Origin of the sequence: [Flexibacter] sp. ATCC 35208 (genome assembly GCF_001975825.1) — a bacterium.
Classification (GTDB): domain Bacteria; phylum Bacteroidota; class Bacteroidia; order Chitinophagales; family Chitinophagaceae; genus Chitinophaga.
This window is the reverse complement of record NZ_MTKN01000072.1, coordinates 13,420-39,512: the sequence shown is the minus strand read 5'-3', so window position 1 is coordinate 39,512 and position 26,093 is coordinate 13,420. Positions and strand designations below refer to the sequence as shown.

Genomic DNA, 26,093 nt, shown 5'->3' with positions numbered 1-26,093 from the left:
AACATAGAATACACGCTCTTCGTTTGTGAAAAAGAGATTGGCGGGCGGCCGCCAAAAATTATATTACTTTATATGCGTTCTGTGATCCACACGGTTGCTGCTATTCCTGCCAGTACGGCACCAGCTACACGTACATATTTATACGCGGGTATCCGGCTCAGCCATATCAACCAGGGCATCACGAAGAGTATTACTATCAGCTGCATCAGTTCTATGCCCACATTAAACCCTAATATGCTCAATCCCATTCTCGTGGCATCCAGTTGTAAATTGGCCAATGTACTGGCAAATGCCAATCCGTGTATCAAGCCGAAACCTGCTGCCACCAAGGCTTCTCTACCGGGGAAGATGGGACGTAATGCATGTACTGCCGATACCAGGATTGACACTGCAATCAGTACTTCTACTGGTTGTGATGGTAACCGTAACCATCCCAATGCACCAGCCAGCAATGTAATGGAATGACCAATCGTAAAAGCTGTCACGATCTGTAGTAAGCGCCTGAGGGAGTACTTTGTACCACCATAACCATCCCAGCGTTGTTGTCTGACCAACAGTGGTGCAGGTAATAACAACACTAAGAGAAACAACAGGTGGTCCGTACCTTCTGCGATATGCTGCATACCCAATGACACCATGCTCTGGAATCCTTTCCACAAACTACCTTGTTCCTGGCTTACAATCAACGGTTCTATGGTGCCACTCTTTACATCCAGTTTGATTACGCCGACTTCTGAAGTGTGTTCTCCATATTTACCTCTCTCCCAGTCCTGACGAACGGAGACGAGTGCTTTGTGAGAACTGACTTCTGCAATGATCGCATCGTAATGCAGACTGAAATTACGCACAGCCGTACCATTCACAGGTTCCATCCATAACGTAGCGGTGACTTCATTATAAGGACCTGTTGCCGTTTGCTCCGCAGGTTTTATATGCAGGTCTTTTACCTGCACCGTCCATGGTTGGCCTTCCAGGCTTTGTGGGCGTACATGTGCCAAAAGGTATGCACGCAGCGCCGGGCCTAATTCTACTTTGTGCCCTAAGGCCAGTTCAAGTTCGCTTAGTGGCAACTGCACTTCTGCAGCAACACCTTTGGATTTAATATCCAGTAGTATCACTGAGTTCGGCATGGGATGTGCCTTTGCACCCAGCGCGCATACACAACAAATCAGCAGCAAAAAGTAATATCGCATACAATAAGATTAGAAAGTAAAGCTATTGCCGTAATCCCGGGTATGATCCCTGTATACACTATGGTAGTGTATCTGGGAAGGATATACCACCCCTGTCTGACAAACGAATTCAATCCATACACTTGGTCCATCGATACGTACATAGTCAGCATTCGTATCCAGTGTGGCGTTGCCAGAATAAGCAATGTAAGTGCTGCTCAACTCATTACTATAGATAGTGAGCAGCGCTGCAGCGGTGGCACTGTCTGCATCATTTACCCATGGTTTCATAGCAGCTAATACCAATGCCTGTTGTGCACTTGTGAGTGAACTAACGGCGATGCCTGATTTGGAGGAGGGGAACTGTCCGTCTTCGTTAGGGCCTAAGAGTACATCGCTGAACTTGGCGGTCAGTTTGGCGCTTGCCAGTTCTGATGTGCTAAGTGAAGACAGCATTGCTAACATAGCAGCCTGTTCCTGTGCCAGTGGAGCATACGTAGTACCACTGGATGTCCAGCTCTTGGGCTCGATACCTTCAAACCTTGGCGTAGCACCGGTTACAGCGCCACCACTGAAAGTAATGTTTACAGCCAGGTGGTGACCACCGAATTGCAATTGCCAGGTACCTGTAGTAGAAGGCGTACCTACGAAGGCAATGAAGTAGATACCGGAGCCATAGCTACTGCTACCGCTAGTGGTATTCAATACATCATCTGCAGCTATGATCTGGGTGATTTCGTCATACCCTTCGTTGGCGGCAGTGCCGGAAGCAGCCACTACAATTGCCTTAGCAGCGGCCAGCTGGGTGCTGCTCAGGGAAGAGTACTGCAGACCATTGCGGCAACTACTACCACATGGGAGGTTGGACCACTTGATGGCATACGTACTGGAATAAGTGGTGATGAGTGATGAAAGCTGTGTGCTGGTTAGCGTAGCTTCAAAAGCTTCGGCCAGACAAACTACCTTGGCAGTAGTATTGGCGGCGGAACTACAATCTGATGTCGCAGTAGAGGTAGTAGTATCAGTTGTCGTGGTAGTGTCTGTAGTGGTAGAAGTGGTTGTCGCATCCTTCTTACTACAGGAAAGTATCAGCATAGCCGGAATGATGGCAAGTAAACTGAAATAGATTGTGCGCATTTTCATGTTCTAGTTTTTGGTGAAAGGGAAAAGGTCCACACTGGTTTGTATATAAGACTTGCTATTAAAGACAAGGTTTAGCTATTCAGGGAGGGATTGGGGTCAATGGAGGATTTGTTGTGGTGAAAGTCAGGATTTAGAAATGGGAAGAATGTGAGTTGAATGGTGTGGGGCTGGATTTAGAAATGAAGAAGGATATGGGTTTGGTGGTGTAGTAAAAGTCAGGATTTGAGAATGGCTTTGGAGCTACGGAGTAATTCAGGATTTGAAAACTTCAAAAAAAGCCGATTCGTAGCTGTTGCCTAAAGGGATGTCGGATCCTGCGATGAGGATTTGTTTGTTACGTACATTTTCAATGGCGGAGAGGGCGACGATGTAAGAGCGGTGTACGCGAATGAAGTCTTTCTGAGGGAGCTTTTCCATGATGGCTTTCATGGTCATGCGGACCAGGAGTGGTTTTTGGGATTTGAGGTAGATCTTGAGGTAGTTGTCCCAGCCTTCGATGTACTGGATATCAGAGATGAAGACTTTGACTAATCCGTAGTCTACTCTGAGTACGAGTTGAGGGACCTGAGCGGCTTCCTGGCGGCGGCAAACGGCTTTTTCGACGGCTTGCTGGAAACGGGTGAAGGTGAAGGGTTTGAGGAGGTAGTCAACGGCGTTGACTTCGTAACTTTCTACGGCGTAGTCGCGGTAGGAAGTGGTGAAGATGACGAGGGAGGGTTGGGGGATAGATTTGTAAAAGTCGATTCCCGAGACGGAGGGCATATTGATGTCGAGGAAGAGGAGGTCGATGGGGTATTGGCGGAGGAAGGACATAGCTTCGGTAGTGCCGGTGAAGGTTTTCTCCAGGCGGATGTAGTCGATTTTTTGACAGAAAGTGTCAATTACGGCTAAGGCAGGTGGCTCGTCATCTAATGCGATGGCTGTCATCATGAAGGCAAATATATATTTTTTTTTGAGGGCAGGCCTTCGGCCTGCCTTCAAAAAATATTAATTCTTTGTTACCGGGTTGATACCTGCTTTCTTAATTTTCTCCACTACAAATGTACCTACCCGTGTTCCCTGATCCACTCCATTGTCCACTGAATCGCGGTAATGGATTCCACCATAAATGCGGGACACCGCTGCTTCCTTTGCTGCATTCCAGAAGGAGGTAAAATGCCGTGGTGTCAATTCCCAGAACTCTTCTGAATTATCTGTGTATTCAAAGTTATCTCCAAACAGATAAGTCAGCATGGTAGCAACGGCAGATGATACCACACTATGTCCGCTGGTATATTCAGGAAATGGCGGGGTTTGTAAATTCGGCTTCCATTTTACATCTATATATTTATTAATAAATGCTTCCGGACGGATACGGTTAGTGCTGTATTTCGCATCCCAACAACTGATAAACGCATCCATCATCACATTGGCAGCCAGCATGTGTACCTGTAAGGTATGATCAAAATCCAGTTTTGCTTTGCGGCTGGCAATACCTGTGATATTCATCCAGTGGCCACCAGGAGTGATTTTCTTAAAACCAATGGCCATGTGTCCATAAGTGCTTACCGCAAATGGATTACAATCCCAGAATCCCGCGATCGTCATCTCTTCCTTAGTTGGATGCACTCCGTAGTTATACACCTCCATATTCAGCTTGTAAAAGTCGCTGGCAGTGTCTTTACTAAAGGCTGTCATCGGTTTAGATTTGAATTGTGTACAGCTATCGATCACCATCGGACGAATGGTACGCCAGTTGGGTTCTACCGCATCCATGTATGCAGGCGGTGTAGGATACCAATACCCCTCCCCTTTCAGTGGTGTATACCTGCGTAAGGTGCTGAGCTTGCCATACCCATCTGTTTTAGACCATGCCACTATCTGCTTTACCACACCCTCTGCGACCATTACAGAATTCTTTATAATACTATCAGGTACCTGGTCTTTCTTAAACAGGTCTATCAGCTTCTCCTCATCATCTGCCAGCATAAATCCGGAAGGTAATAACTGCTTGCCTGCTTCTAAGATCGCATACACAGCCGCTACTTTATAATCGTACGTTCTGCCACTATCGGGTACGGTGACTGCCGGATAAGATCTTATAAAAGTTGCTGCACCGGGAATGGATGGATCATGCTTTGCCACAATCTGGTAAGCTGCCAGTGTTGCATAACTATAAAAACGAGTCGCCGCAGGCGGATTTACTACATCGTGCATCATTACCATAGAAAGAGAAAACACTGCCGGCTGTATATAATCAGTAAAGGGAGACTTGTCATACTGCTGTTGTGCATGCCCAAGCTGACTAACGAGTAACAATCCAAAGATGAGTTGCTTCATACTTATTGTTCTTTATAGAGTGAGATTCCTTATTAGTTCTTTATAGAGTGAGACACCCTTCATTGTTCCTTATAGAATGGTATTTCCTCATTGTTCCTTATAGAGTGAGACACCCTCATTGTTCCTTATAGAATGGTATTTCCTCATTGTTCCTTATACAGTGAGACACCTTCATTGTTCACACCAACTACCACAAAGTTTTTACCATTGATAGCGATTTCGCCGGCAGACTTTACATCACCTTTGATACAGATACCTGCTGCTGACTGATCTACATAGGTAAACCCTCCTTTGCCATCACCTTTGAGCAGACAACCATAGCCAGCGTCAAAACTACCCAGCTTCAGGCGATTGTCACAATGGTTACCAAGCAACAATAAATCTGGTTTACCATCTTCATTGAAATCACCAGTCAGGATTTTGGTGACTACGGAGAATTGTGCTTCTACAGGTAATGGTGATACAACAAATTTGCCATTCTTATTCAGCAGACATAAGCTGCGGGTTTCAGTCACCGTGAGTTTGCCAGCCTTCGCCAGATCATCAGGCGACACAATATCTTTCATGGTTGCATCTGAATAATTTTTATAGGATGTGAACTTCTTTCGCATCGGATAAATCTGGTCATTCAGCTCATCCCTGCTCACGTATGGATAACTTACACCCTGTATATAGAAGTTCAGGAATGGATCGATGTTACCATTTTTATCAAAGTCAGCATAATACAATTCAACAGGTTCTTTGGCAGAAGCTTTGATCTGTGTATTCAGACCCAGGTTACCAGCTATGAGATCATCATTGCCATCACCATCTACATCTTTCACTGCCAGACTAAACCAAAAACCATTTTGTGGCTGATCAAAGTAGTCCGCTGTCCTATCTTTAAAGCCATCCGCTTTGTTAATATATACAGACAGTGGCATCATCTCTCCACATACTACCAGATCCTTCCGACCATCTTTATCCAGGTCTATCCACTGTGCATCTGTGATCATACCTGTTTTTGCAAAAGGTACATCTGCTACTGTGAATTTTCCCTTACCATTATTTATTAACAGGTAAGATATTGGTGATACAGGGTACTGACCGGGAACAACACGCCCCCCTACAAAGAGGTCCATATCTCCATCATTATCAAAATCACATGGGCGTACACAGGATTTACTGTTGGCACTCACATCAGGCAAGTTCTCACTGGCTTTTACAAGTATGCCCTTTCCATTATTGATAAACAGTTCATCCTGCAACATGGGTGTATTTGGATCGCAATTAAAGTAACCGCCCATTGCCAGGTACAGATCAGGATAACCATCTCCGTTAGCATCAAAGAAGATGGCATCGGATACACAGTTTTCGGTGGGGTCTTCCAGCTTCATGCTCTTATTCATTTCAAAGCTACCACTCCCTGATTGTGTATAGATACGACCGGGCAATTCCTTATTACCACTTACATACAGGTCTTCTTTCCCATCTTTATTCACATCTGCTTTTGCAATGACAGGGCCTGTTTTGGAATACATAAACAACATGAGCAACTGACGTTTGAAATCATTCGCCGGCGTTTCTTCATGTTTGTAATCAATGAGGCCATCTGCTTTTGTAAAGACGGGTTTGGTGAGGGTAGCAGGTGGTAAAGGTGCATTTGGTGCGAAGTCTATTTTCAGTAACTGATTGGCGGCTACATCCGTCATGCGTTGTTCTTTATTACCGGGCCATACGATCAATACGGAATCGGCTTTGGCAGCATTACCCAGGCCAAATAACAACTGGGTAGATACTGCACCCAGATAGCCTTTGCCGGGATTTACTTCCTGGTATTGCTGCATGCCATTTGTATACACATATACTTTGGCACCGATGGCCTGTGTATTCTTACCTTCTCCTTTCAATTTAAAGGAGAGATACGCCGTTTTGCTCTGTTCTCTCGTCATGTTCTGGTAAACACCCGCCGGATCATTGATACGGTTGATGACCAGATCGAGGTCGCCGTCATTATCCAGGTCTGCATACACTGCTCCACTGGATACGCCGGGTTGATCTACGCCCCATTCCAGTTGCTTATTGGCAAAGGTGAGGTCATGATTATTGCGGAAGATATAATTCTTTAACGGTGTGACAGGCATAGCGGTAACGAGATCCATAAACTTGATGGGTTCGCGCTCCATAGCCTTCTTTATTTTGTAATCGCCCCAATAGCGCAGGAAGTCTTTGTTGGTATAATCGCGCAGGTAACCATTTGTAACAAAGAGGTCTTTATAGCCATCGTTGTCAAAGTCAGCAAAGAGTGGGCACCAGCTCCAGTCAGTATTTGATACACCGGCCAGCTGACCGATTTCACTGAAGGTGCCATCGCCATTGTTCAGTTGCAGCATATTGCGCATATACTGCTCATACAGGTCCTGTGACTTCATGAGGTCATGCATTTCGTAGCTCTCTTCCATCTGCAGCAGTTTCTGACGCTTGTTATCTTCAGGGAGCATATCGAGTGTGAGCACATCCGGTAATCCATCGTTGTTGTAGTCAGCAATATCTACACCCATAGAGAAGTGAGACAGATGTTTAAAAGTTTCTTTAGTACGTTCACTGAAAGTACCGTTGTGATTGTTGATGTATAGATAATCAGGTTCGTTGTAGTCGTTGGTCACATAGATATCTTCCCAGCCATCTTTGTTGATGTCTGCTACGGCTACACCCAGCCCAAAGGTAAGCGGGTTCTGAATAATGCCGGAATTGAGGGTGATATCAGTGAAGTGGTTGTTATCATTACGATAGAGTTTGTTACCCGCCAGAGAGTCGGTCAGGGTTTTGTATCTGGCAAACTCCATGTTGTCAATCTTGTTTGTGCTGTGGTTGAGGAGGAACATATCGAGGTCGCCGTCGTTGTCGAAATCGAAGAAGACAGCATTTGTGCTATATCCCGGATCGTCGAGACCATATTCCTTTGCCTTTTCCACAAATTTCATATTACCCTGGTTGATAAATAGCTGATTGCGGCGGGTAGCATCATCGCGTTTACCGGAGTAACATATGTAGATATCGAGGAGTCCGTCACCGTTTACGTCAGCCATGGTTACGCCTGTTTTCCAGCTATCTGATTTCCCGCCGATGCCTTTGCCGGCATCTTTAGTAATTTCTTTGAACTGCATGTTGCCCATGTTCTGGTAGAGTGCACCCGGCTGCATGTTCGCAGTGAAGTACAGGTCCTGTAATCCATCGTTGTTCAGATCTCCAACGGCCACACCGGCACCGTTATAGAAGTATTCGTATTGCAGTACGTTCAATCCTTCTGTTTCGTTCAAAGGATTTGAGAACTTAATGCCGGTTGTTTTGGAAGGTAGCTGTTGGAAAAGTTTCTGTTGTGCCTGGATAGCGAAAGGGATGGAGGATGCTATCACGAGGACCAGCAAGAAGGTGGAATAACGCATGGATAAATAGTTTTTCAGTGTTCCCATTCTTAAAGATAAAAAGTTAATGCGGCAATGTACCGCATTAACTTTTCTTTATTTAGCTAGTCATGAACAAAAAGTCATTATTGAGCTACATCCCACCAGATGCGTGAGGTATAAGTATCTCCATTAGAGAGACTGCTCACACCAGAAGCATAACCTGAAGGGTTTGTAGAATTCTCAGTAGACTGATAAGGAATTCTTCTTGGAATAGTGCCACCTGTGAAGTTGCCGGTATAGACTACAGGCGTCAGTACAGGATAACCAGATCTTCTCCAGTTGTTCCATGCCTCGATGAAGTTCATAAGGGTACCTTCTGTCACCCATAACTGCTCGTTGATCTGCTTGATAGAAGCGGTAGCTGAAGTAACATCCAGCGGATTGGCAGCTATGAAGAGCGTTGCAGTTGCAGTAGAGATAGAAGCATCTGAAGAGAAGGTAGCCAGCGATTGCATAGAAGCAGTTACACCAGCAGCGTAGTGAGAAGTAGCAGTTCCACCTACACTCCATCCACGAGCAGCGGCTTCGGCCAGCAGCAGTTCTGTTTCAGCATAAGTTAAAACGAACTCAGGACCGCTGTAGTTTCTGTACAGCGAATTGGTAGGACGGGAATATTTACCCAAAGGAGCCGGAGAGTCATCGGTAGTTGCAGCAGCGGTAGCACCTGGATAATCACTTCTAGTAGTGATATCGGTAGTACCACCATTCAGGTCATAACCGTTTGGCATACCTAACTGAATGCTGGAATCAGTAGAACCAGCCAGTGCGGTATTGTTATTTGCAGCCAGACCGTTTGGTGCAATTTCAGCGATGTATTCCAGGCGGGGGTCGTTCATTTTCCTCATGTAATCGATGAAGGTTTTAGACCATTTTACTTCCCTGTAGTCATCCTGTACCATCAGCGCGTTGGTAGTAGCATTGCTAAAACCACCAGAGTTGTCACAAATTACCACAGCATCGTCAGCTGTACTGGTAAACACGCCACCCGCAACAGCTTTCTCAGCCCATGTCTGTGCCAGGGTTGGATTTACTTTCGAAAGGCGCATAGCTGTACGCAGCATCAGGGAGTAGCCGAATTTCTTCCATTTAGCGATATCACCACTATAGAACAGGTCTGCAGTAGGTTTGGTACCGCTTACATCCAGTGCAGAGATGGCAGTTTGCAATTCTGTCAGCATGGAAGTATAGATAGATTCCTGTGAATCGTAAGCAGGGGTAAAAGTACCTGATTTACCTTTTAGAGCTTCGGAGTAAGGTACATCACCATAGCAATCAGTAATGTGTTGCATAATCAGCACATTCATGATTTTACCGATATTCGAAAGGTTTGGCAGACTTTTCTGCTGCGCCAATGTATCCATTTCGTATGCATAGCTGGCAGCCTGGTAGTCTTCGTTCCAGATCCTGTCCTGGTAACCGATCTGACCGGAAGAAGCTACATATTTATCACCATTGCTGTAGTAGTTGAAGGTAGAAGACAACAACTGTACCCACATACTCTGGAATAACAACTGGCTATAACCAGTGTTTGCATAAGAATATTGTGCCCTTGACAGCAGGTAGTTAGGATCATATTGAGAACCGGATACCGCGGTAGGGTTACTATTTATATCGTCAAAGTTTCTGGTACAACTCGTAGCGAACAGTGTTGAAGCCAGACCTAAGCAGAGCAATCCTTTTTTCATAATCATCATTTTTTAAATTTGAAGTTTACGTTCACACCATAAGAACGGGTACTTGGTAAACTTGTACCTTCAATACCTGCGTAGTTAATCAGAGAAGAGAAACCTGCTTCAGGATCCACGTTATCAGTATGTTTCATTAATGTCAGGAGGTTACGCGCAACCAGAGACACACCGATTGAAGAGAATGGTGATTTACCCAGTATTTTGCTATCGAATATATAGCCAAAAGTGATCTGGCGCAGTTTGATGAAGCTTGCATCCAGTACATCGATGGTAGAAACCTGGTTAGCCAGTGTCTGGTAGTAAGTCTGCGCTGCTACAGAAGTAGTGTTTGTAGTACCATCAGATTTAACACCTTTTGCCACCACACCATCTCTACCTTCGAGGGTCATTTTGTTCAGACCGCGGTATATTGAGTAGTAGTTAGTAGCAGACAGCATTTTGTTTCCAAATTTACCATCTACCAGGAAGGAGAGTGTGAAGGATTTATAAGAGAAGTCGTTATTGATACCACCGAACCATTTAGGCAGTACGCTACCTTTTGGTAACAGGTTACCACGCTGTGGCAATCCGTCGTCAGTCAGCAGGACTTCACCTTTAGCGTTACGTTTCCAGTCGTACGCCATTACCTGTGGACCTGACATACCTTTTACCAGTGCGGTGTTCGCATTCAGCGGACGATATGTACCTAAGGTCAGGGTAGTGCTGGAGCTGTTGCTACCGTAGATATCCAGAATCTTGTTGTTGATGTTGGTTGCATTCACACTAACGTTCCAGGTGAATGTACCATTAGATACCGGTGTACCTGAAATCTGCATTTCCAGACCTTTGTTCTGGGTAGAACCAGTACCGAAGTAAGCGTTGGTATAACCAGTTGCAGGAGAGATGGTACCTTTGATGATTTCATTTTGTGTTTTACGCTGGAAGTAAGCCAGGTCAACACCTAAACGATTATTCAGGAATTTCAGTTCCAGACCAACCTCTGCTTCATTCAATGTGAATGGTTTCAGATTCAGGTTTGGAAGAGAAGATGGGAAGCTACCTACGCTCTTGCTGTTGAGTGCACCATCAATCGTGTAATAAGACTGGGTGATATAATAATCATCCGGCTCACCGCTGGCTTTTGCATAAGAAGCACGGAACTTACCATAAGTCAGAGATGGAATATCCCACAGTTCAGAGAAGATGAAGCTGGCGTTTACAGATGGAACAAAGATACCTCTGTTACTTGCTGGCAGTGTAGAGTAAGTATCATAACGACCGGTAGTACCGACAGTCAGGAAACCTTTATAAGAGAAGTCAGCAGTGTAGTAAGCGGAGTTTGCCTGCTTGCGGTACACTGTATTCTGCCTGTTATAAGTTTTAACGTTGTTGTAGCTATATACATAAGGCAGGATGAAGTTGCTACCGGTAATCTGTATCAGCTCATCGTTTCTCTTTCTTACGTTCGCACCTACAGCGATGTCGACGTTGAAATCTTTAGCGATATCTTTCTTGAAACCGAGGAGACCATCTGCGTTCATTTCGCTGATCTGTTCATTGCTCAGTGTCATATTACCACTCACGATAGTACCATCCTGAGAAGTGAAGGAATAAGCAGTACCCCAGGGAGTGATATTGAAACGTCTGTCGTTGATCAGGTCATAACCCACACGAGCCTGGCCATACAGGTATTCAGTCAGATCATAGCGCGCAGTAACGGAAGAAATCATACGTTTTCTACCAATATTGTTTTGCATCTGGCTGGTTACGAAATATGGGTTGGTTACATAGATATCATCGGTGAAGGTTACTTCTTTACCGTTGTTGTTAACGTCGTAACCAGGAGCGAGGATTTTCTCGTCGATGTTAGTAGCGAGGAACAGACCGTTGTTAGGGTTCAGCGGACCATCACTCAGGTAAGGTTTGTTTCTCTGATAGTCATCAATGTAATCTACCATGGCAGATATTTTCAGTTTATCTGTCACTTTCTGATCGATATTCAGGTTGAAAGTTTTACGTTTCAGACCGCTGTTTTCGACGATTGATTTATTATCCAGGGCAGATGCAGACAGGCGGAAAGTACCTCTGTCGCCACCACCAGAAACAGATACAGTGTTTGTCCAGGTAGGACCCGTTCTGTAGAAGTTAGTCAGGTTATTTTTAACAGCAGAATAAGCGTAAGAATTACCATCATATTGGATAGTAGAAGCACCATCCAGTTTTTCACCCCAGCTGAGGCGGGTGCTGTTCAGTGCAGCGTTTGCAGTAGTAGGTCTTGCGCCTAACTGACCCTGACCATAAGTATACTGGAAGTCAGTGAAGTCGATCGCTTTATCCACAGTGAAGTTACCATTGTATTCCACCTGCATGTTACCTTTCTTACCAGTTTTGGTAGTGATCAGGATTACGCCGTTAGAAGCGCGGGAACCGTACAGAGCAGCAGCAGAAGCGCCTTTCAGTACAGTCATTGTTTCGATATCATCAGGGTTGATGTTCTGGATACCATCACCGTTATCAGAACCGCCCCACTCACCGGCGCTACCTCTCTGGGAGTTATCCATTGGTACACCATTGATTACATACAGTGGGCTGGCGGCACCAAAGCTGGCCATACCGCGCAACAATACGCGGGCAGAAGAACCAGGGCCACCACTTGTACCACTTACACTCAGACCTGCTACGCGGCCACCTAATGAATAAGCAACGTTTGTTTCCCTTGCCTGGGTCATAACGTTACCATCTACTTTAGTTACAGCATAACCTATTTTCTTTGATTCTTTGGAGATACCCAAAGCTGTTACCGTTACTTCACCGAGTTGTGATGAAGATTCTTCGAGCGTGAAATCTACTGAAGTTTGACCTGCAGTTACTTTCACACCTTTAGAAGTATAACCGATGAGGGATATTTCGAGCAGTAGTTCCCCATCAGGAGCATTTTTCAGTACAAAGGCGCCATCAGCTCCAGTTACAGCAAAAACATTTTTACCCTGAACCTTAACGCTAACAGATCCAAGCGGCGCGCCGGACTTGGAATCTTTTACAGTCCCTTTCAACTGCCTTGTTTGTGCAAATGCTACCGTTGAAAGCAGCATCGCGATGACCAGCAAACGAAGTTGTCTCATTATCGATTTAGTTTTTGGTTAGGTAATAAATGAGTGATGTGCACTCCTTTCTCAAATTGACGGCGGGATAAATCCGCTTTGATTCTACATTTCATTTGGTTCTGTTTCTGTATAAAATTTTCGTTTTAGAAAATAAGTGGTAGGCTCGCCTTCTTTCAAGGCAAGAGAAATACATCAACCACATGTGGATGGAAATTGAAGATGACAGTATGTATAGTTGTAACTACCCGTTAATGTGCATAACAGTACATTTTGCTACACGCACGTGCACAGCAGAGCTGGTAGTTTAAAACCACAGAAGAAATTTTTGATTAAGAATGATTGTTCATTGTTACGATGCCAGATCGGTTCAGCTACAAGTTCACCCCATTGAATACTTCATGTAATTGGCCCTCGTTCAATAGTCTTATACAGTCAATAGTTAAAGAGGACAATTTTTGGTTGTTGTTACGTTTTTCCCGAAATTTTAAGTTTCACTGTTATTGTATTGTTCTACATTCTAAAATGACAAGTCTTAAAATGACAACACTGATTTTTTACTTACCATTATTATATGATTACCGTTTTTTCACTATTCAAATAGTTATTGCTTTTTGAAACGGTAGTTTTTCATTTTCACGTTGTAGATTTCATTTACTTACGACGCTGATTTCAAGGTCTAAAGTACATAAATTTTAACATTTCGTACATCACCAAGAAGTTGTACATAATTATTACCATTTACGCGGTTAAACAAATACTATTTTAACAAGTATTGGTTTTATGTAAACCGTTTTAGCAAAACAGGGGGTATAAAGGTATTTCGAACGCTTGAAAACCCCTGTTTTATTCCAAAAAATGGAATGCCGGGTAACGAAAAGGGGATACAAAAAGTACCCCCTTTTTATAAGCGTAACTCTTTGTAAACGTTTACCTTAATTTTATAACAATAAAACATGGGCAATGTTTACTGAGTATTGCAGTTCCTTTCGGATTGTTTTATTTTAACTTATCGGACCTTACACCTTCTTTCGTCATTTTTACAGGAAGAATTTTCCCATCTGAATCAAAATGCATTTCGTCGATGCAGGTTACGCGGTTATTGGCAGCAGTTTCTGTAAGGGGGCGCCGGTGGTATACGATGTACCATCTATCTGTACCAGGTACGTTGATTACAGAGTGATGACCGGCACCGGTTGCTATAGCTGTGTCCTGTTGTAAGATCTTGCCAATGCGCTGCCATGGTCCCATTGGACTATCGGCGATAGCATATGCCACACTATAGTCGGGGCCGGTCCAGCCACCTTCAGACCACATAAAATAGTACTTACCATTGCGGATAAACATGAATGGACCTTCTACGTAGCCTTTTGGTGTGATCTCTTTGAAGGTCTGACCATCGGCAAAAGGTTCGATACCTGTGAAATCGGATTTTAAGCGGGCAATATTGCAGTGTTGCCAGCCGCCATAGATAATGTAATACTGACCATCTTTGTCGTGAAATACGAACTGATCGATAGGTTGTGCGCCATTGTAGAACTTATCAATGAGCGGTTTGCCAAGGTAGTCTTTGTAAGGACCGCCTGGTTTATCGGCGACGGCTATGCCGATACCACCTTTCTCTTTGTCGTTCTGGATGTCGTTGGCACCGAAAAAGAAGAAATATTTTCCGTCTTTCCGGATGATAGCGGGCGCCCACATGGCACGGTTAGCCCATTTTACATTCGACGAGTCGAGGACTTTCGGGTGTTTCTTCCAGGTGACGAGGTCAGTGGAGGAATAAGCGTCGAAGAAAACCTGCTTTTCGTATTTGTCAGAATAGGTGGGGAAGATCCAGTATTCTTTTCCGAATACGGCGGCTTCCGGATCGGCGTACCAACCCTGAATGATTGGGTTGCCGGAGGTTTGCTTTTTCTTTTGAGCAGAAAGCGGGTTTGTTAGAGCAATAGCCCCGAGTAATAACGTGATAGCCTTTCTCATAGTGAGTTGATTCCTGTTTAATAGATAACACAAGATAGTAGTTTTATCTTTCCCTGAAGATTGAAAGGCATCAGTGAAAGCTCATTCCCAATTAGTGTTTTAATTAATACTTAAAAAATAAATATTTGGGCATATCCGGGGTAAGTTCCTAATTTTAGCGAGGAATTTCAGCATTCAAACGATTGACTTTTGCAAGGTTCATTCATACAGGAAGAACAGGAACTATTGCAGCAGATAGGAGAAGGAAGCCAGTCTGCTTATACACTTGTCTTTAATAAGTACAGTAAACAGGTGTTTGATGTGGCCATGCTTTATCTTAAAGACAACCTGGCGGCACGGGAAATTGTGCAGGAGGTTTTTTTGAAAATCTGGCTGAAGAGGGAGGTATTGCCAGAGGTACAAGACTTTTCTGACTATTTATTTATCCTGACCCGGAATCATGTATTTGATGGGTTTAAGAAGCAGGCAGTGAGGGAGAAGGCATATGAGCAATTGTATCGCCAGCAGGTGGAGGTGGTGAATGATACGGATTACAGGGTGAAGGACAGGGAGTATGCGGGGATTGTGGAAAGGGCGATTGCAGCGTTGCCGCCGGAGCGGAAGAAAGTGTATATCGCTAGAAAAGAAGGATTTAGTAACGAAGAAATATCTAATAAGTTCAATATATCAATCCATACCGTGAAGAAACAGATGCAGATTGCGGTGCAGACGGTGAGGAATTTTGTTAAGAAAAGTATGTAGGATTTATAAGAAAAAGCGCTTCCGCCTAAGGCCGGAAGCGCTTTTTTCTTTCCGGAAAGGGCCTGCAGCCGGCTTTTTGTTTTTTTTAACTTTTTTTTATTTCGGATACTCCTTTTATTCTCCACCATCGTCTTTACAATTATGACAGCACAGGAATTAAAACTCTTGCTTGATAAGTATAAGCAAAACAACATCTCTCCCGATGAGAAAGCGCGCCTTATGGACGCTATTAACAACGGGGAGCAGGATGATTTGCTCCGGGAAGATATTCTTCACTCATTACAGGGGATCGTTCCTTCTGCCGGATGGGAAGAAGAAGATCATTCTGCTATACTTCATGCCATTTTTCAGGCGGATCAGCCTGAGAATCTGACTGTTGTCAAAAACAAACGCCGTTTCTACCTGTATGCCGCAGCCGCTGTAACTGCTGGTATTATATTGACCACGAGTCTTTTACACAAGAAAGACATTGAAAAGGCCCCTACCCTTGCAAAAACTCAGGTGTTGGCCCCCGGCTCTAACAAAGCCATGCTGACCCTCGCTGATGGTACTCAGATTCCACTTGACAGTGCAGCCAATGGCGCCCTGGCCCAACAAGGTAACACCCAGATCAAAAATACCAACGGTAACCTGAGTTATCAGGCAAACGGAGGCAATGAGGTGATGTACAACACCGTCACCACTCCTCATGGAGGCCAATACCAGCTTACGCTGGCCGATGGCAGCAAGGTATGGCTCAATGCCGCCAGCAGTATCCGTTTCCCAACTGCCTTTGTCGGAAAGGAAAGGTTGGTCAGCATTACAGGAGAAGCATATTTCGAAATCGCCCAGCAGTCTAACCATCCGTTTTCTGTACAGGTAAAGGCTGCTGATAAGGATATGACCGTAAAAGTACTGGGCACCAGTTTCAATATCATGGCCTATGCCGATGAAAAAGCTGTAAAAACCGCCCTGGTAGACGGCGCTGTACAAGTAGTGTACGGCAACCAGAAGAATGTACTGAAACCCGGATTGGAAGCTAGTCTGACAGACAACACCTTTGCCATTGCTCCCGCAGATCTGGAACAAACCCTTGCCTGGAAAGACGGCAAGTTCCGGTTCAGGAGCACCAATATCAAAACCATCATGCGCCAGCTATCCAGGTGGTATGATATGGATGTGGCTTACAATGGTGATGTATCGGACATTGACCTGACAGGTGTGATCTCCCGCAGGGAAGATGCCAATAACCTGTTCAAGGCCCTGGAGGCTACCCAAAGGGTTCATTTTGAGGTGAATGGCCACAATGTGACCGTTTCACCTGCCACGTTGCACTAATCAATCCCGGCTAAAGGGGGGATATATATTTTGTAATTTTTAAAAACAATTCCGTTATGACCACGTAGAGACTATTGTTGTATGTGAACAATAAAGAAAGGTACCCACACTTGTAAATGACGCTGCCACGTCTGAACATAAAAAAACCGGGCCCGACTGCCATCGGAACCCGGCAACATGGCTACCAATTTCTCTTTGACTCAAGAAAAATTTGATTTACTAAAAAAGCCAGGAAACAAAAGTATGGAACTATGCGCTTCATGCAAAACTACTTCACATGGTGGAGTAAGTCTTTTGCACAGAAAATTGTTGTTAGTTATGAAATTAACTGCCATTTTAACGCTGGTATTTACACTCCAGCTATCTGCTAAAACCTATTCCCAAACCGTTAGCATCTCCGGAAAGCACCTTTCACTGTATGAGGTGTTCAATTCCATCAGCAAGCAGACGGGTTATGAATTTGTGTACGACGCCAAATTGCTGGAAGGCAAAGGCGCCATTAATATCAATGCTCAGGGACAAGCCCTTACCGCTGTACTGAACAACTGTCTGAACGACAAAGCATTGACTTATTCTATTGTGGACAAGATCATCGTGATCAGTCCTAAAAAAGCTCCCCGGGAAGTCGCTCCCGCTCCCATTCCTACAGCTGCTGTCACTGGTACTGTTACTGACTCTGCTGGCCATCCGCTTCAGAATGTAAGTATCCAGGTAAAAGGTACAACCAGAGGTGCGATGACGGATGCAGGCGGTCACTTTACCCTGGAGGCACAACCTACAGACGTACTGGTTATCAGCTACATCGGATTTGACAAGCAGGAAATTATTGTAGGTAGCAACACCTCCCTGACGATCAAACTCGCTGAAACCAATAAACAGCTGGGTACTGTAGTCGTTACGGCACTGGGTATCAAACGCTCTGAGAAATCCATCACTTATGCCACCCAACAGGTGAGCGGTGTGGAACTGACCAAGGCAAAAGATCCCAACCTGATGAACACCCTGAATGGTAAAGTAGCTGGTCTGACTATTTCCAGCAGCGCTTCAGGTGTGGGTGGTTCTGCAAAAGTAATACTGCGTGGTAGCAAATCTGGTCTGGGTAATAACCAGGCACTCTATGTAATTGATGGTGTGCCTATGAACAACACCCTCACCAACCAGCCAAACAGTGCGTATGGTGGTAGCACCGCTTATGATGGTGGTGACCCTATCTCCAACATGAACCCTGAAGATATCGAGAGCATCTCTATTCTGAAAGGTGCTTCTGCAGCTGCGCTGTATGGTAGCCAGGGTGCAAACGGTGTGGTACTGATCACGACCAAAAGTGGTAAAGCAGGTCGTACTACCATCAACTACTCTTCAGGTCTTACCCTGAGTCAGGCTGCTTACAAACCAGAATTCCAGAATACTTATGGCCAGACTACAGATGGGAGTACCCAGAGCTGGGGCAGTAAACTGACTACCAAAGCGCATGATAATGTAAGTGACTTTTTCCAGACTGGTAACAATGTCACCAACGCGATCAGCCTTGCAGGTGGTACTGATAAGACACAGACTTATTTCTCTTATGCTAATACCAGCGCAAAAGGTATTCAGCCTACCAATAAACTGGGTCGTAACAACATCAGCTTTAAAGAAACAGGTAAATTCCTGAATGATAAGCTGACTGCTGAAGCGGATGTAAACTACGTCACCCAGAAGATTGACAATACACCGCTCTCCGGTTTTTATTTCAATCCGCTGACAGGTTTATACCTCTACCCACGTGGCAGCAACCTGTCTCAGTACAAAAATAATTTTGAAGTAGCCGATCCGGCCAGAAACGGTCTGATGGTGCAGAACTGGGCTTTCAATGAAGATGTACAGCAAAATCCATGGTGGATCCTGTACCGCGATCCTAACCAGCTGGACAGAAACCGTATTCTGCTGAATGCCAGCCTGAAATATGAAATCAACAAATACCTGAGCGTACAGGCAAGAGGAAGTATTGACAGGATCAATGACATATACGATCAGAAAGTATATGCTGACAATGCTACTTATGTATCTGATTCCAGTGGTGTATATGTGTACCAGAACCTGACTACCAATCAGCAGTATGGCGACCTGTTGCTGAACTTCAATGTTCCTATCGGAAAAGATTGGCGTGTAACAGGTGTCGTAGGTGGTGCGCTGCGCGATGTGAAGACTACCGGTGAGAAATTCAACTCCGGTAAAGATGGTCTGCATATTCCGAACATTTTCACCCTGCAGAACTTTGTAACAATGAACGGAGCGAACTCCGGTACATTGCCTAACAACCATAGCCAGTTCCAGTCTGTATTCGGAAGTGCAAACATCTCTTTCAAAGACTGGTTCTACCTGGATCTGACTGCTCGTAACGACTGGTCATCCAACCTGGCCTTTACTTCTACTTATTCTTATTTCTATCCTTCAGTCGGGCTTAATGTCATCCTGAGTTCTGTAACCAGGTTACCTGAGTGGGTGAGCTTCGCCAAAGTGCGTGGTTCCTACGCCCAGGTGGGTAACGCTCCTTTAGCCTACCAATCCTATCCTGCCCTGAATACCCTTGGTGCAGGTGGTTCCATCGTTGGTAATACGGTCGCTCCTTTCACGGATCTGAAACCAGAGAAAACAAATTCACTGGAATTTGGTACTGAGTGGCGCTTCTTCAAAAACAGGCTGAGTGTGGATGCGACTTATTATAAAACGAATACCAGGAACCAGACTTTGCAGATATCTGCCAGCCAGGCTTCTTACTATGATTCTTATTATATCAATGCCGGGAACATCCAGAACCAGGGTGTGGAAGCAGTGGTGCGTTACGACGTATTCCGTGATTCCAAATTTACATGGAACACCGGTGTGAACTTCGCTACCAACAAAAACAAGATCATAGAACTGGCTGATGGTGTAGATTACTTCACTCTGACCGGTGCTTCTGGTTCCAACTATGCGTCTAAATTCAAAGTAGGTGGTTCTTTTGGTGACATCTATGGTACTGTACTGAAGAAAGATGAACAAGGCAGGATTATGGTAGATGCAAATGGTACGCCTATCAAACAGACTGGCGATATGGTGTATATCGGTAACTCCAACACCAAATTCCAACTGGGATGGAACAACAACTTCGGTTATAAGAACTTCACCCTGTCTATGCTGATTGATGGTAAGTTCGGAGGTAAGGTAATGTCTGTAACTCAGTCTATGATGGACCTGTACGGTGTGTCTAAAGCATCTGGTGATGCAAGAGATGCAGGCGGCGTAAAAATAAACGGTGTTGATCCAAGTGGTAATGCTGTAACTTCTGTCGATGCACATACCTGGTATTCTACTGTAGGTGGTCGTGAAGCGGTGTCTGGCGAGTACATGTACAATGCGACGACTGTTCGTCTGCGTGAAATGGCACTGGGTTATACCGTTCCACTGAAAGATGTATTTATCAAGGCGCTGAAATTCTCTCTGACCGGACGTAACCTGCTCTATTTCTATAAGAAAGCACCGTTTGATCCTGAGTTGACGATGTCTACTGCAAATGGTTTGTCTGGTGTAGATATTTTCATGCAGCCTGCATTACGCAGTTATGGTCTGAGTCTGAATGCTACTTTCTAACTGTAAAACTGATCGAAAAAATGAAACGCTACTATATAATTATTGCAGTACTACTCCTGGGTGCTACTGCATGTACGAAGAACTTTGAGGATTATAATACGGATAATACAGGTGTTTCCACTGGTCAGCTGAAACCTGACTTTAATGATGTGGGTATTTACCTGTTGCAGGCAGAGCGTTCCATCATCAACTTTTCCGGTGGTGGCGACCCTAACTCCTACCAGGTGCAGCAGAACCTGAATGCGGATATGTTTTCAGGTTACTTTATGTCTCCCAACCCGTTCAATGGTGGTCTGAATAATACCAACTACTTTATGATGACAGGATGGAATGGTGAGGCATTTAAAGTAGGTTATCTGAACATCATGTCTCCTATCTCCAAACTACGTACTAACCGTATCGATACTGCATATCCTGCAGTATGGGCGGTAGCACAGATTATACGGGTAGCAGGTATGAGCCGTGTGACTGACATCTATGGTCCTATTCCGTACAGCCAGGCGGGAAGTTCAAAGACGGATCTGCCTTATGACAGCCAGGAAGATATTTACAAACGTTTTTTCCTGGAGCTGGATACTGCTACTGCCAACCTGCAGAGCTATATCAACAATGCTGATTCACTGCCTTTCACCTTTGCGAACTTCGACCTGGTGTATAGCGGTAACTTCACGAAGTGGTTACAGTTTGCCAACTCTCTTCGTCTGCGCTTAGCAATGCACATTGTGAAAGCGGATGCAACTACTGCACAGGCGCAGGCAGAGAAAGCACTGAATCCTTCCAATGGTGGTGTGATCACTGCTAACAGTGGTAACATGAATGTACAATTGGGTGGCAGCTTTACGAACCCGCTGGTGTATATCGACAGGAACTGGGGCGATACCCGTATAGGTGCTGATATTGCCTGTTATCTGAATGGGTACAATGACCCAAGGATCAGCAAGTACCTGGGTATGTCTACAGATTCCAAAATTACTTCACAATATATTGGTATCCGTTTGGGTGCGGTGACCAGTTCTAATACCAAAGATGATTATCTCGGGTATTCTGCACTGGGTTCTTCATTTTCACTGGCTACACCTGTGCAGATTATGACGGCTGCGGAAGTATACTTTCTGAGAGCAGAAGCTGCGGTACGTGGTTGGGCGAATGCAGGTGGGAGTGCACAGGAGCTGTACAATGAAGGTATTACTACTTCTATGAACCAGTGGAGTGCAACGATTGGTAGTTATCTGAGTGATGCTACAAGTACGCCTGCGGCTTATGTTGATCCGAAGAATAGTGCTAATGATAAGGAGGCACAGTCTACTATTACTATTCAGTGGGATGATGCTGCAAGTACGGATGTGAAAATGGAAAGGATTATTACACAGAAATGGATTGCGATGTTCCCTGAGGGTCAGGAAGCGTGGACAGAGCATAGGAGAACAGGGTATCCTAAATTGTTCCCTGTGGCGCATAACCAGAGTTCAGGTGTGGTGAGTGATGCGGAAGGTGTGAGAAGGTTACCTTATCCACAGCAGGAGTATAATACGAATGCGACGGAGTTGAATAAGGGGATTTCATTGTTAGGTGGGGCTGATAATGCGGCTACGCATATGTGGTGGGATAAGAATTAAGTCGTGTGGTGTATAAAACTAAAAGCCCCGCCTCGGTTGAGGCGGGGCTTTTAGTTTTTAGCCGTTTGATTTTGTTGAGCCGATCGAACCGTTCGCTTCGCGAACAGTTCGATCGGCTCGCGTGCTTTATGGTGCTTGCCCTCAGGCAAGCACCATAAAGCACGAAGTATTAATTAGCGAAGTATAAATTACTAGTTGATCACTAAGGTTTCAATTGAGTGTGGTAAACTCTTTACATCTGTACTATTCCCTTTTATCCACAGCTTATAAGCGAATTCTTTATCACTTGTATTCAGTACCACTACTACCGTCTTACCATCTTTATTTACAAAAGCAGTCGTTTGGAGATCACTCCTGTTTGAAGATGCGACGATACGCTTTGCACCAGGACGAATGAATTTAGAAAAATGCCCCATGTAGTAATAAGCATTCGTATAAATCAGATCACCCGTCTTTGTATCTGCATGCACAGGTGCAAAACAGAAATTACCTACGTGATTAGGACCACCTTTCTCATCCAGTAGGATATTCCAGTCAGTCCAGGCGACTGTACCACTATTGAAATCATTCAATAAAGAGGTGCCATAACGCTCACCCAGTGCCCAATCATTGACTTTATCCAGTTTGAACGCTTCTACACAACCTTCTGTGAAGATGAGGTTCTTATCAGGAAATGCTTCTTTTACTTTGCGTACATTATCGAATTCCATGGTGCTACCAGTCCATGTTTCATACCAGTGGTAACCAATACCCCAAACAAACTTTGCAGCTGCAGGGTCTTCGAGAATTGTGCTGGCACGGTGATAGATCAGGTCACGGTTATGATCCCATGCGATGAGTTTCTTCGTGCTCATACCGGCACGTTGTAAGGTGGGACCTAAATAATACCTGATGAAATCTCTTTCTTCTTCAGCAGTAAAGTTGCAGGATTCCCATATCTGTTTTGCCATCGGCTCATTCTGCACACTTAAACCCCATACCGGAATACCGAGAGATTCGTATGCCTTAATGAACTTCACATAGTAATTTGCCCATGCCTGATAGTAACGAGGCAGGAGTTTACCACCATGCAGCATACTACCATTATCTTTCATAAATGCCGGAGGGCTCCATGGACTTGCAAAGAGAGTGAGCTTACCGCCTGCAGCTGCAATGGCAGCTTTGATAAACGGAACGCGGTAAGTCATATCATGCTTTACATTGAATGTCTTCAACGTACTATCCCCTTCCTCAATATATGTATAGCTATCGCTGGAAAAATCGCAGCTATGAATATTGGTACGGGCCAATGTATAGCCAATGCCATTTACGGGATCAAAATAAGCTTTCAGGAGTTCTGCCTGCTTGTCCTTCGGGAGTTTTGCAAACACTTCTGCAGAAGCATCTGTCAGTGCACCACCAATACCGGTCATGGTCTGAAAGGTCTTTGCAGGATCTACGAAAATACAGGCATCCGTTTCAAACGGTTGCTTTGCCGAGGTAAATGATAACTTATCCGTTGCTGACATTCTTAACTGTGTACTCGCGGCTGTAGTGTAAACGGTCACTGTTTTGCGGGAAAGGGTATCTCCCGGTTGAGGACCTTTTGCGTAACCGGCGTAAGTCGCCAGCAACAGCCCAGCCAAAATTGCTCTCTTCATTGTTTTAATTATTACCAGTTTAAACGTGTTCATCTTACCAGATATAAGTACCTACGGCACCATTTGTCAACGTGGACGTAACGACTTTGCCATTGAACTGGATGTTGAATGATTGGGGAGCGTTGGCATTATTGATCACAATTAATACTCTTTTCCCATCAGGCGTTTTGAACGCCACATTGTCCAGCTGGCTGGTGACATTGGTAGCAATCCTCGTGGAACCGGGCCTTACGAACTTTGATGCATGTGCTATAATATAATAAGATACATTCCTCGTAACGTCGGCACTGATAGTGAGTGCACCCATACAGGTACTGCAGCCTCCATCAGTATGTGGATTATAGTTAGGGTCGGAAGCCAGATTCCATTCCAGCACATTCCGGCTCCAGTTGCGGGTGGCACCGACGATGAGATTTGTTATATGCCATTGCAGATTAGAAGCAAAATCACCAGGGGCACCTACCCATTGCTCTGTAAAGTAGACATTTTTATCTGGAAATGCATTATGGACCTGTGTCAATGCACTGATATCACCGCCATACAAGTGAAATGCGGAGCCATCTACATATTGTTTGGCATCTGCATCCTGTAGTACTGTGGCAGGATAATCAGGTCTGTCAGCGTTGTGATCGTAGGCGATGATCTTCGTCGTGATACCTGCTGATTTAAATGCGGGGCCTAAAGCAGACTTAATAAATGTTGCCTGTTCAGTAGCCTGCATGACCATACTGGGGTTGTTGCCCCCATGCAAAGGTTCATTTTGCGGAGTGATCGCGTCGATAGTGATGCCTTCCGCTTTCATAGCCTGGATGTATTTTACAAAGTATTGCGCATAGGTGTCGTAGTATTCAGGTTTGAGACTACCACCTACAAAGCCACCGTTATCTTTCATCCATACTGGTGCAGACCATGGAGAGCCGAGTATTTTGATATTCGGTGCGATGGCGATGATCTTTTTCAGTACTGGTATCAGGTCGGTTTGTTCTTTGCTGATGCTGAACTGGGCAAGGTTTACATCCGTCTGACCGGTAGGCATGTCATCGTATGTAAAAGGTGCTGCACTCAGGTCAGAGGCACCGATGCTGATGCGGAGATAACTAACGCCGATGCATCCACTGTCGGTAGCGAATAATTCTTTGAGCAGGGCATCCTGGGTGGTAGATGGCAACTTATTAATGAGTGTAGCGCTACCACCGGTGAGGCAATAACCGAAACCATCGATAGATTGATAAGTGGTGCCGTCTTCTACCTTAATAGTAGGATACACATTGACGGTATCTTTAAATAGCAGACTGACGTTTTGCTTTGACAGCAGTACACTTTTATCTGCTTTGGTGAGCCAGAAAGTGACGTCAGTAGTTAATTCACCTACGGGAGGTGGGACTATGATGGTAGTCGTATCATTGCTACCTCCCTTACAACTGGCAAAGCAGAAGAGCAGGGAGCAAAATATATGGTTTAGTCTCATTTACTTTTCATTTTATATACCCTTACATAATCGACTTCCATCGCTACGGGAAAGATGCTGTCATCTACGCCCTGAATCCCACCCCAGTCACCGCCTACAGCGAGGTTCAGGAGGATGTGGAAGCGTTTGTCGAATGGCCATACAGTGTACCCTTTCCCTTCATTTACAAATTGGAATACCAGCATGTCATCGATATACCCCCTAAGGGCATATGGTGTCCAGTCTAATCGGTAGAGGTGGAAGGCGGAGGTGACGTTGTCTACCTTTTTCGTACTTGTTTTCTGGGTGTTTAGTTTGAAATAATAAGCTTCTGTGTGGGCACTGATATGGACATTTCCGGGGTCGTAACCTACATGTTCCATGATGTCGATTTCGCCTGATTTAGGCCAGTCGCCATATGCCCAGTCCGTAGGTAGCATCCAGATGGCAGGCCAGGTGCCTTTGCCGGCGGGGAGTTTTGCTTTGATTTCAAAACGGCCGTAGAGCCAGTCTCCTTTGTTGGTGGTGACCATCCTGGAAGATGTGTAATTTCTGTTTTCTTTTGTTTCTTTTCTGGCAGTGATGCTCAGTACACCGTTTGCCACGCTGGCATTGTCGGTGGAGTTGGTGTAATATTCCAGCTCGTTGTTACCCCAGCCACTGCCACCCAGGTCGTAGCCCCATTTGTTGGGGTCGGGAGCGCCGGAGTAGTCGAATTCATCTGCCCAGGTGGGAGTGGATTCGAAGGTCCAGCCACTATCGACGGGGGATGTGGGGGTGACAGGCCCGGTGGAGGTAGTATCGGTACTTCCTTTGCCGGAGCAGGAGGTGAAGAAGAGAAGGAGAAGAGGGAGATATCTTGCGAGCATAAGCGTGGATTGAATTTCCCGAT

15 protein-coding genes are annotated in these 26,093 nt (G+C 45.0%); 4 read left to right on the top strand and 11 right to left on the bottom strand.

The annotated features are described in order from the left end of the window. Positions 1–68 precede the first annotated feature (68 nt). The 8 genes from BW716_RS30035 to BW716_RS30000 all read right to left on the bottom strand — a co-directional run bounded on the left by BW716_RS30035 (position 69) and on the right by BW716_RS30000 (position 14,828). Positions 69–1,193 carry a HupE/UreJ family protein gene (locus BW716_RS30035; RefSeq protein ID WP_220388866.1) on the bottom strand — a complete coding sequence of 375 codons (1,125 nt, stop codon included), beginning with the start codon at positions 1,191–1,193 and terminating at the stop codon, positions 69–71. A gap of 9 nt (positions 1,194–1,202) precedes the next feature. Continuing rightward, positions 1,203–2,315: a DUF3500 domain-containing protein gene (locus BW716_RS30030; RefSeq protein ID WP_083729766.1), complete on the bottom strand. Its 1,113-nt coding sequence runs from the start codon at positions 2,313–2,315 to the stop codon at positions 1,203–1,205. 252 nt (positions 2,316–2,567) lie between these two features. Continuing rightward, positions 2,568–3,245 carry a LytTR family DNA-binding domain-containing protein gene (locus BW716_RS30025; protein ID WP_083729765.1) on the bottom strand — a complete coding sequence of 226 codons (678 nt, stop codon included), beginning with the start codon at positions 3,243–3,245 and terminating at the stop codon, positions 2,568–2,570. Between the two features lie 57 nt (positions 3,246–3,302). Then, the gene (locus BW716_RS30020; protein WP_083729764.1) at positions 3,303–4,634 is read right to left on the bottom strand and encodes a vanadium-dependent haloperoxidase; all 1,332 of its coding nucleotides are present in this window, start codon (positions 4,632–4,634) and stop codon (positions 3,303–3,305) included. Positions 4,635–4,777: 143 nt separating this feature from the next. After that, a complete protein-coding gene (locus BW716_RS30015) occupies positions 4,778–8,086 on the bottom strand; it encodes a VCBS repeat-containing protein (RefSeq protein ID WP_220388865.1) in 3,309 nt (1,102 codons plus the stop codon). Between the two features lie 77 nt (positions 8,087–8,163). Then, on the bottom strand, positions 8,164–9,765 hold the full coding sequence (locus BW716_RS30010; RefSeq protein ID WP_083729770.1) for a SusD/RagB family nutrient-binding outer membrane lipoprotein: 1,602 nt from the start codon (positions 9,763–9,765) through the stop codon (positions 8,164–8,166). Positions 9,766–9,770: 5 nt separating this feature from the next. Next, the gene (locus BW716_RS30005; RefSeq protein WP_083729763.1) at positions 9,771–12,869 is read right to left on the bottom strand and encodes a SusC/RagA family TonB-linked outer membrane protein; all 3,099 of its coding nucleotides are present in this window, start codon (positions 12,867–12,869) and stop codon (positions 9,771–9,773) included. Positions 12,870–13,847: 978 nt separating this feature from the next. Next, entirely contained in the window at positions 13,848–14,828 is a 981-nt protein-coding gene (locus tag BW716_RS30000; RefSeq protein WP_083729762.1) for a glycoside hydrolase family 43 protein, read from the bottom strand. A gap of 189 nt (positions 14,829–15,017) precedes the next feature. Here BW716_RS30000 and BW716_RS29995 point away from each other — a divergent pair, with 189 nt between their 5' ends. The 4 genes from BW716_RS29995 to BW716_RS29980 all read left to right on the top strand — a co-directional run bounded on the left by BW716_RS29995 (position 15,018) and on the right by BW716_RS29980 (position 22,114). Next, positions 15,018–15,569, top strand: a complete 552-nt coding sequence (locus BW716_RS29995) for an RNA polymerase sigma factor (protein WP_083729761.1) — start codon at positions 15,018–15,020, stop codon at positions 15,567–15,569. A gap of 141 nt (positions 15,570–15,710) precedes the next feature. Then, on the top strand, positions 15,711–16,886 hold the full coding sequence (locus BW716_RS29990; RefSeq protein ID WP_083729760.1) for a FecR family protein: 1,176 nt from the start codon (positions 15,711–15,713) through the stop codon (positions 16,884–16,886). A 318-nt stretch (positions 16,887–17,204) separates the two neighbouring features. Next, positions 17,205–20,498, top strand: a complete 3,294-nt coding sequence (locus BW716_RS29985) for a SusC/RagA family TonB-linked outer membrane protein (protein WP_083729759.1) — start codon at positions 17,205–17,207, stop codon at positions 20,496–20,498. 20 nt (positions 20,499–20,518) lie between these two features. Next, entirely contained in the window at positions 20,519–22,114 is a 1,596-nt protein-coding gene (locus BW716_RS29980; protein ID WP_179091334.1) for a RagB/SusD family nutrient uptake outer membrane protein, read from the top strand. 191 nt (positions 22,115–22,305) lie between these two features. Here the strand turns inward: BW716_RS29980 and BW716_RS29975 are convergent, their stop codons facing one another. Genes BW716_RS29975 through BW716_RS29965 form a run of 3 tightly spaced genes read right to left on the bottom strand, consistent with a single transcriptional unit; the run spans position 22,306 to position 26,070 of the window. Next, entirely contained in the window at positions 22,306–23,754 is a 1,449-nt protein-coding gene (locus tag BW716_RS29975) for a glycoside hydrolase family 30 beta sandwich domain-containing protein (protein ID WP_083729768.1), read from the bottom strand. 34 nt (positions 23,755–23,788) lie between these two features. Then, positions 23,789–25,222, bottom strand: coding sequence for a glycoside hydrolase family 30 beta sandwich domain-containing protein (locus BW716_RS29970; protein WP_083729757.1), 1,434 nt, complete (start codon positions 25,220–25,222; stop codon positions 23,789–23,791). Continuing rightward, the gene (locus BW716_RS29965; protein ID WP_083729769.1) at positions 25,219–26,070 is read right to left on the bottom strand and encodes a family 16 glycosylhydrolase; all 852 of its coding nucleotides are present in this window, start codon (positions 26,068–26,070) and stop codon (positions 25,219–25,221) included. Before BW716_RS29965 ends, BW716_RS29970 begins: the two co-directional genes overlap by 4 nt. Positions 26,071–26,093 lie beyond the last annotated feature (23 nt).

What these genes read in the sequence shown, in the direction of transcription:
- BW716_RS30035 (WP_220388866.1), bottom strand. Translation starts at nt 1,193, where the DNA reads ATGCGATATTACTTTTTGCTGCTGATTTGTTGTGTATGCGCGCTGGGT.
- BW716_RS30030 (WP_083729766.1), bottom strand. Translation starts at nt 2,315, where the DNA reads ATGAAAATGCGCACAATCTATTTCAGTTTACTTGCCATCATTCCGGCT.
- BW716_RS30025 (WP_083729765.1), bottom strand. Translation starts at nt 3,245, where the DNA reads ATGATGACAGCCATCGCATTAGATGACGAGCCACCTGCCTTAGCCGTA.
- BW716_RS30020 (WP_083729764.1), bottom strand. Translation starts at nt 4,634, where the DNA reads ATGAAGCAACTCATCTTTGGATTGTTACTCGTTAGTCAGCTTGGGCAT.
- BW716_RS30015 (WP_220388865.1), bottom strand. Translation starts at nt 8,086, where the DNA reads ATGGGAACACTGAAAAACTATTTATCCATGCGTTATTCCACCTTCTTG.
- BW716_RS30010 (WP_083729770.1), bottom strand. Translation starts at nt 9,765, where the DNA reads ATGAAAAAAGGATTGCTCTGCTTAGGTCTGGCTTCAACACTGTTCGCT.
- BW716_RS30005 (WP_083729763.1), bottom strand. Translation starts at nt 12,869, where the DNA reads ATGAGACAACTTCGTTTGCTGGTCATCGCGATGCTGCTTTCAACGGTA.
- BW716_RS30000 (WP_083729762.1), bottom strand. Translation starts at nt 14,828, where the DNA reads ATGAGAAAGGCTATCACGTTATTACTCGGGGCTATTGCTCTAACAAAC.
- BW716_RS29990 (WP_083729760.1), top strand. Translation starts at nt 15,711, where the DNA reads ATGACAGCACAGGAATTAAAACTCTTGCTTGATAAGTATAAGCAAAAC.
- BW716_RS29985 (WP_083729759.1), top strand. Translation starts at nt 17,205, where the DNA reads ATGAAATTAACTGCCATTTTAACGCTGGTATTTACACTCCAGCTATCT.
- BW716_RS29980 (WP_179091334.1), top strand. Translation starts at nt 20,519, where the DNA reads ATGAAACGCTACTATATAATTATTGCAGTACTACTCCTGGGTGCTACT.
- BW716_RS29975 (WP_083729768.1), bottom strand. Translation starts at nt 23,754, where the DNA reads ATGAAGAGAGCAATTTTGGCTGGGCTGTTGCTGGCGACTTACGCCGGT.
- BW716_RS29970 (WP_083729757.1), bottom strand. Translation starts at nt 25,222, where the DNA reads ATGAGACTAAACCATATATTTTGCTCCCTGCTCTTCTGCTTTGCCAGT.
- BW716_RS29965 (WP_083729769.1), bottom strand. Translation starts at nt 26,070, where the DNA reads ATGCTCGCAAGATATCTCCCTCTTCTCCTTCTCTTCTTCACCTCCTGC.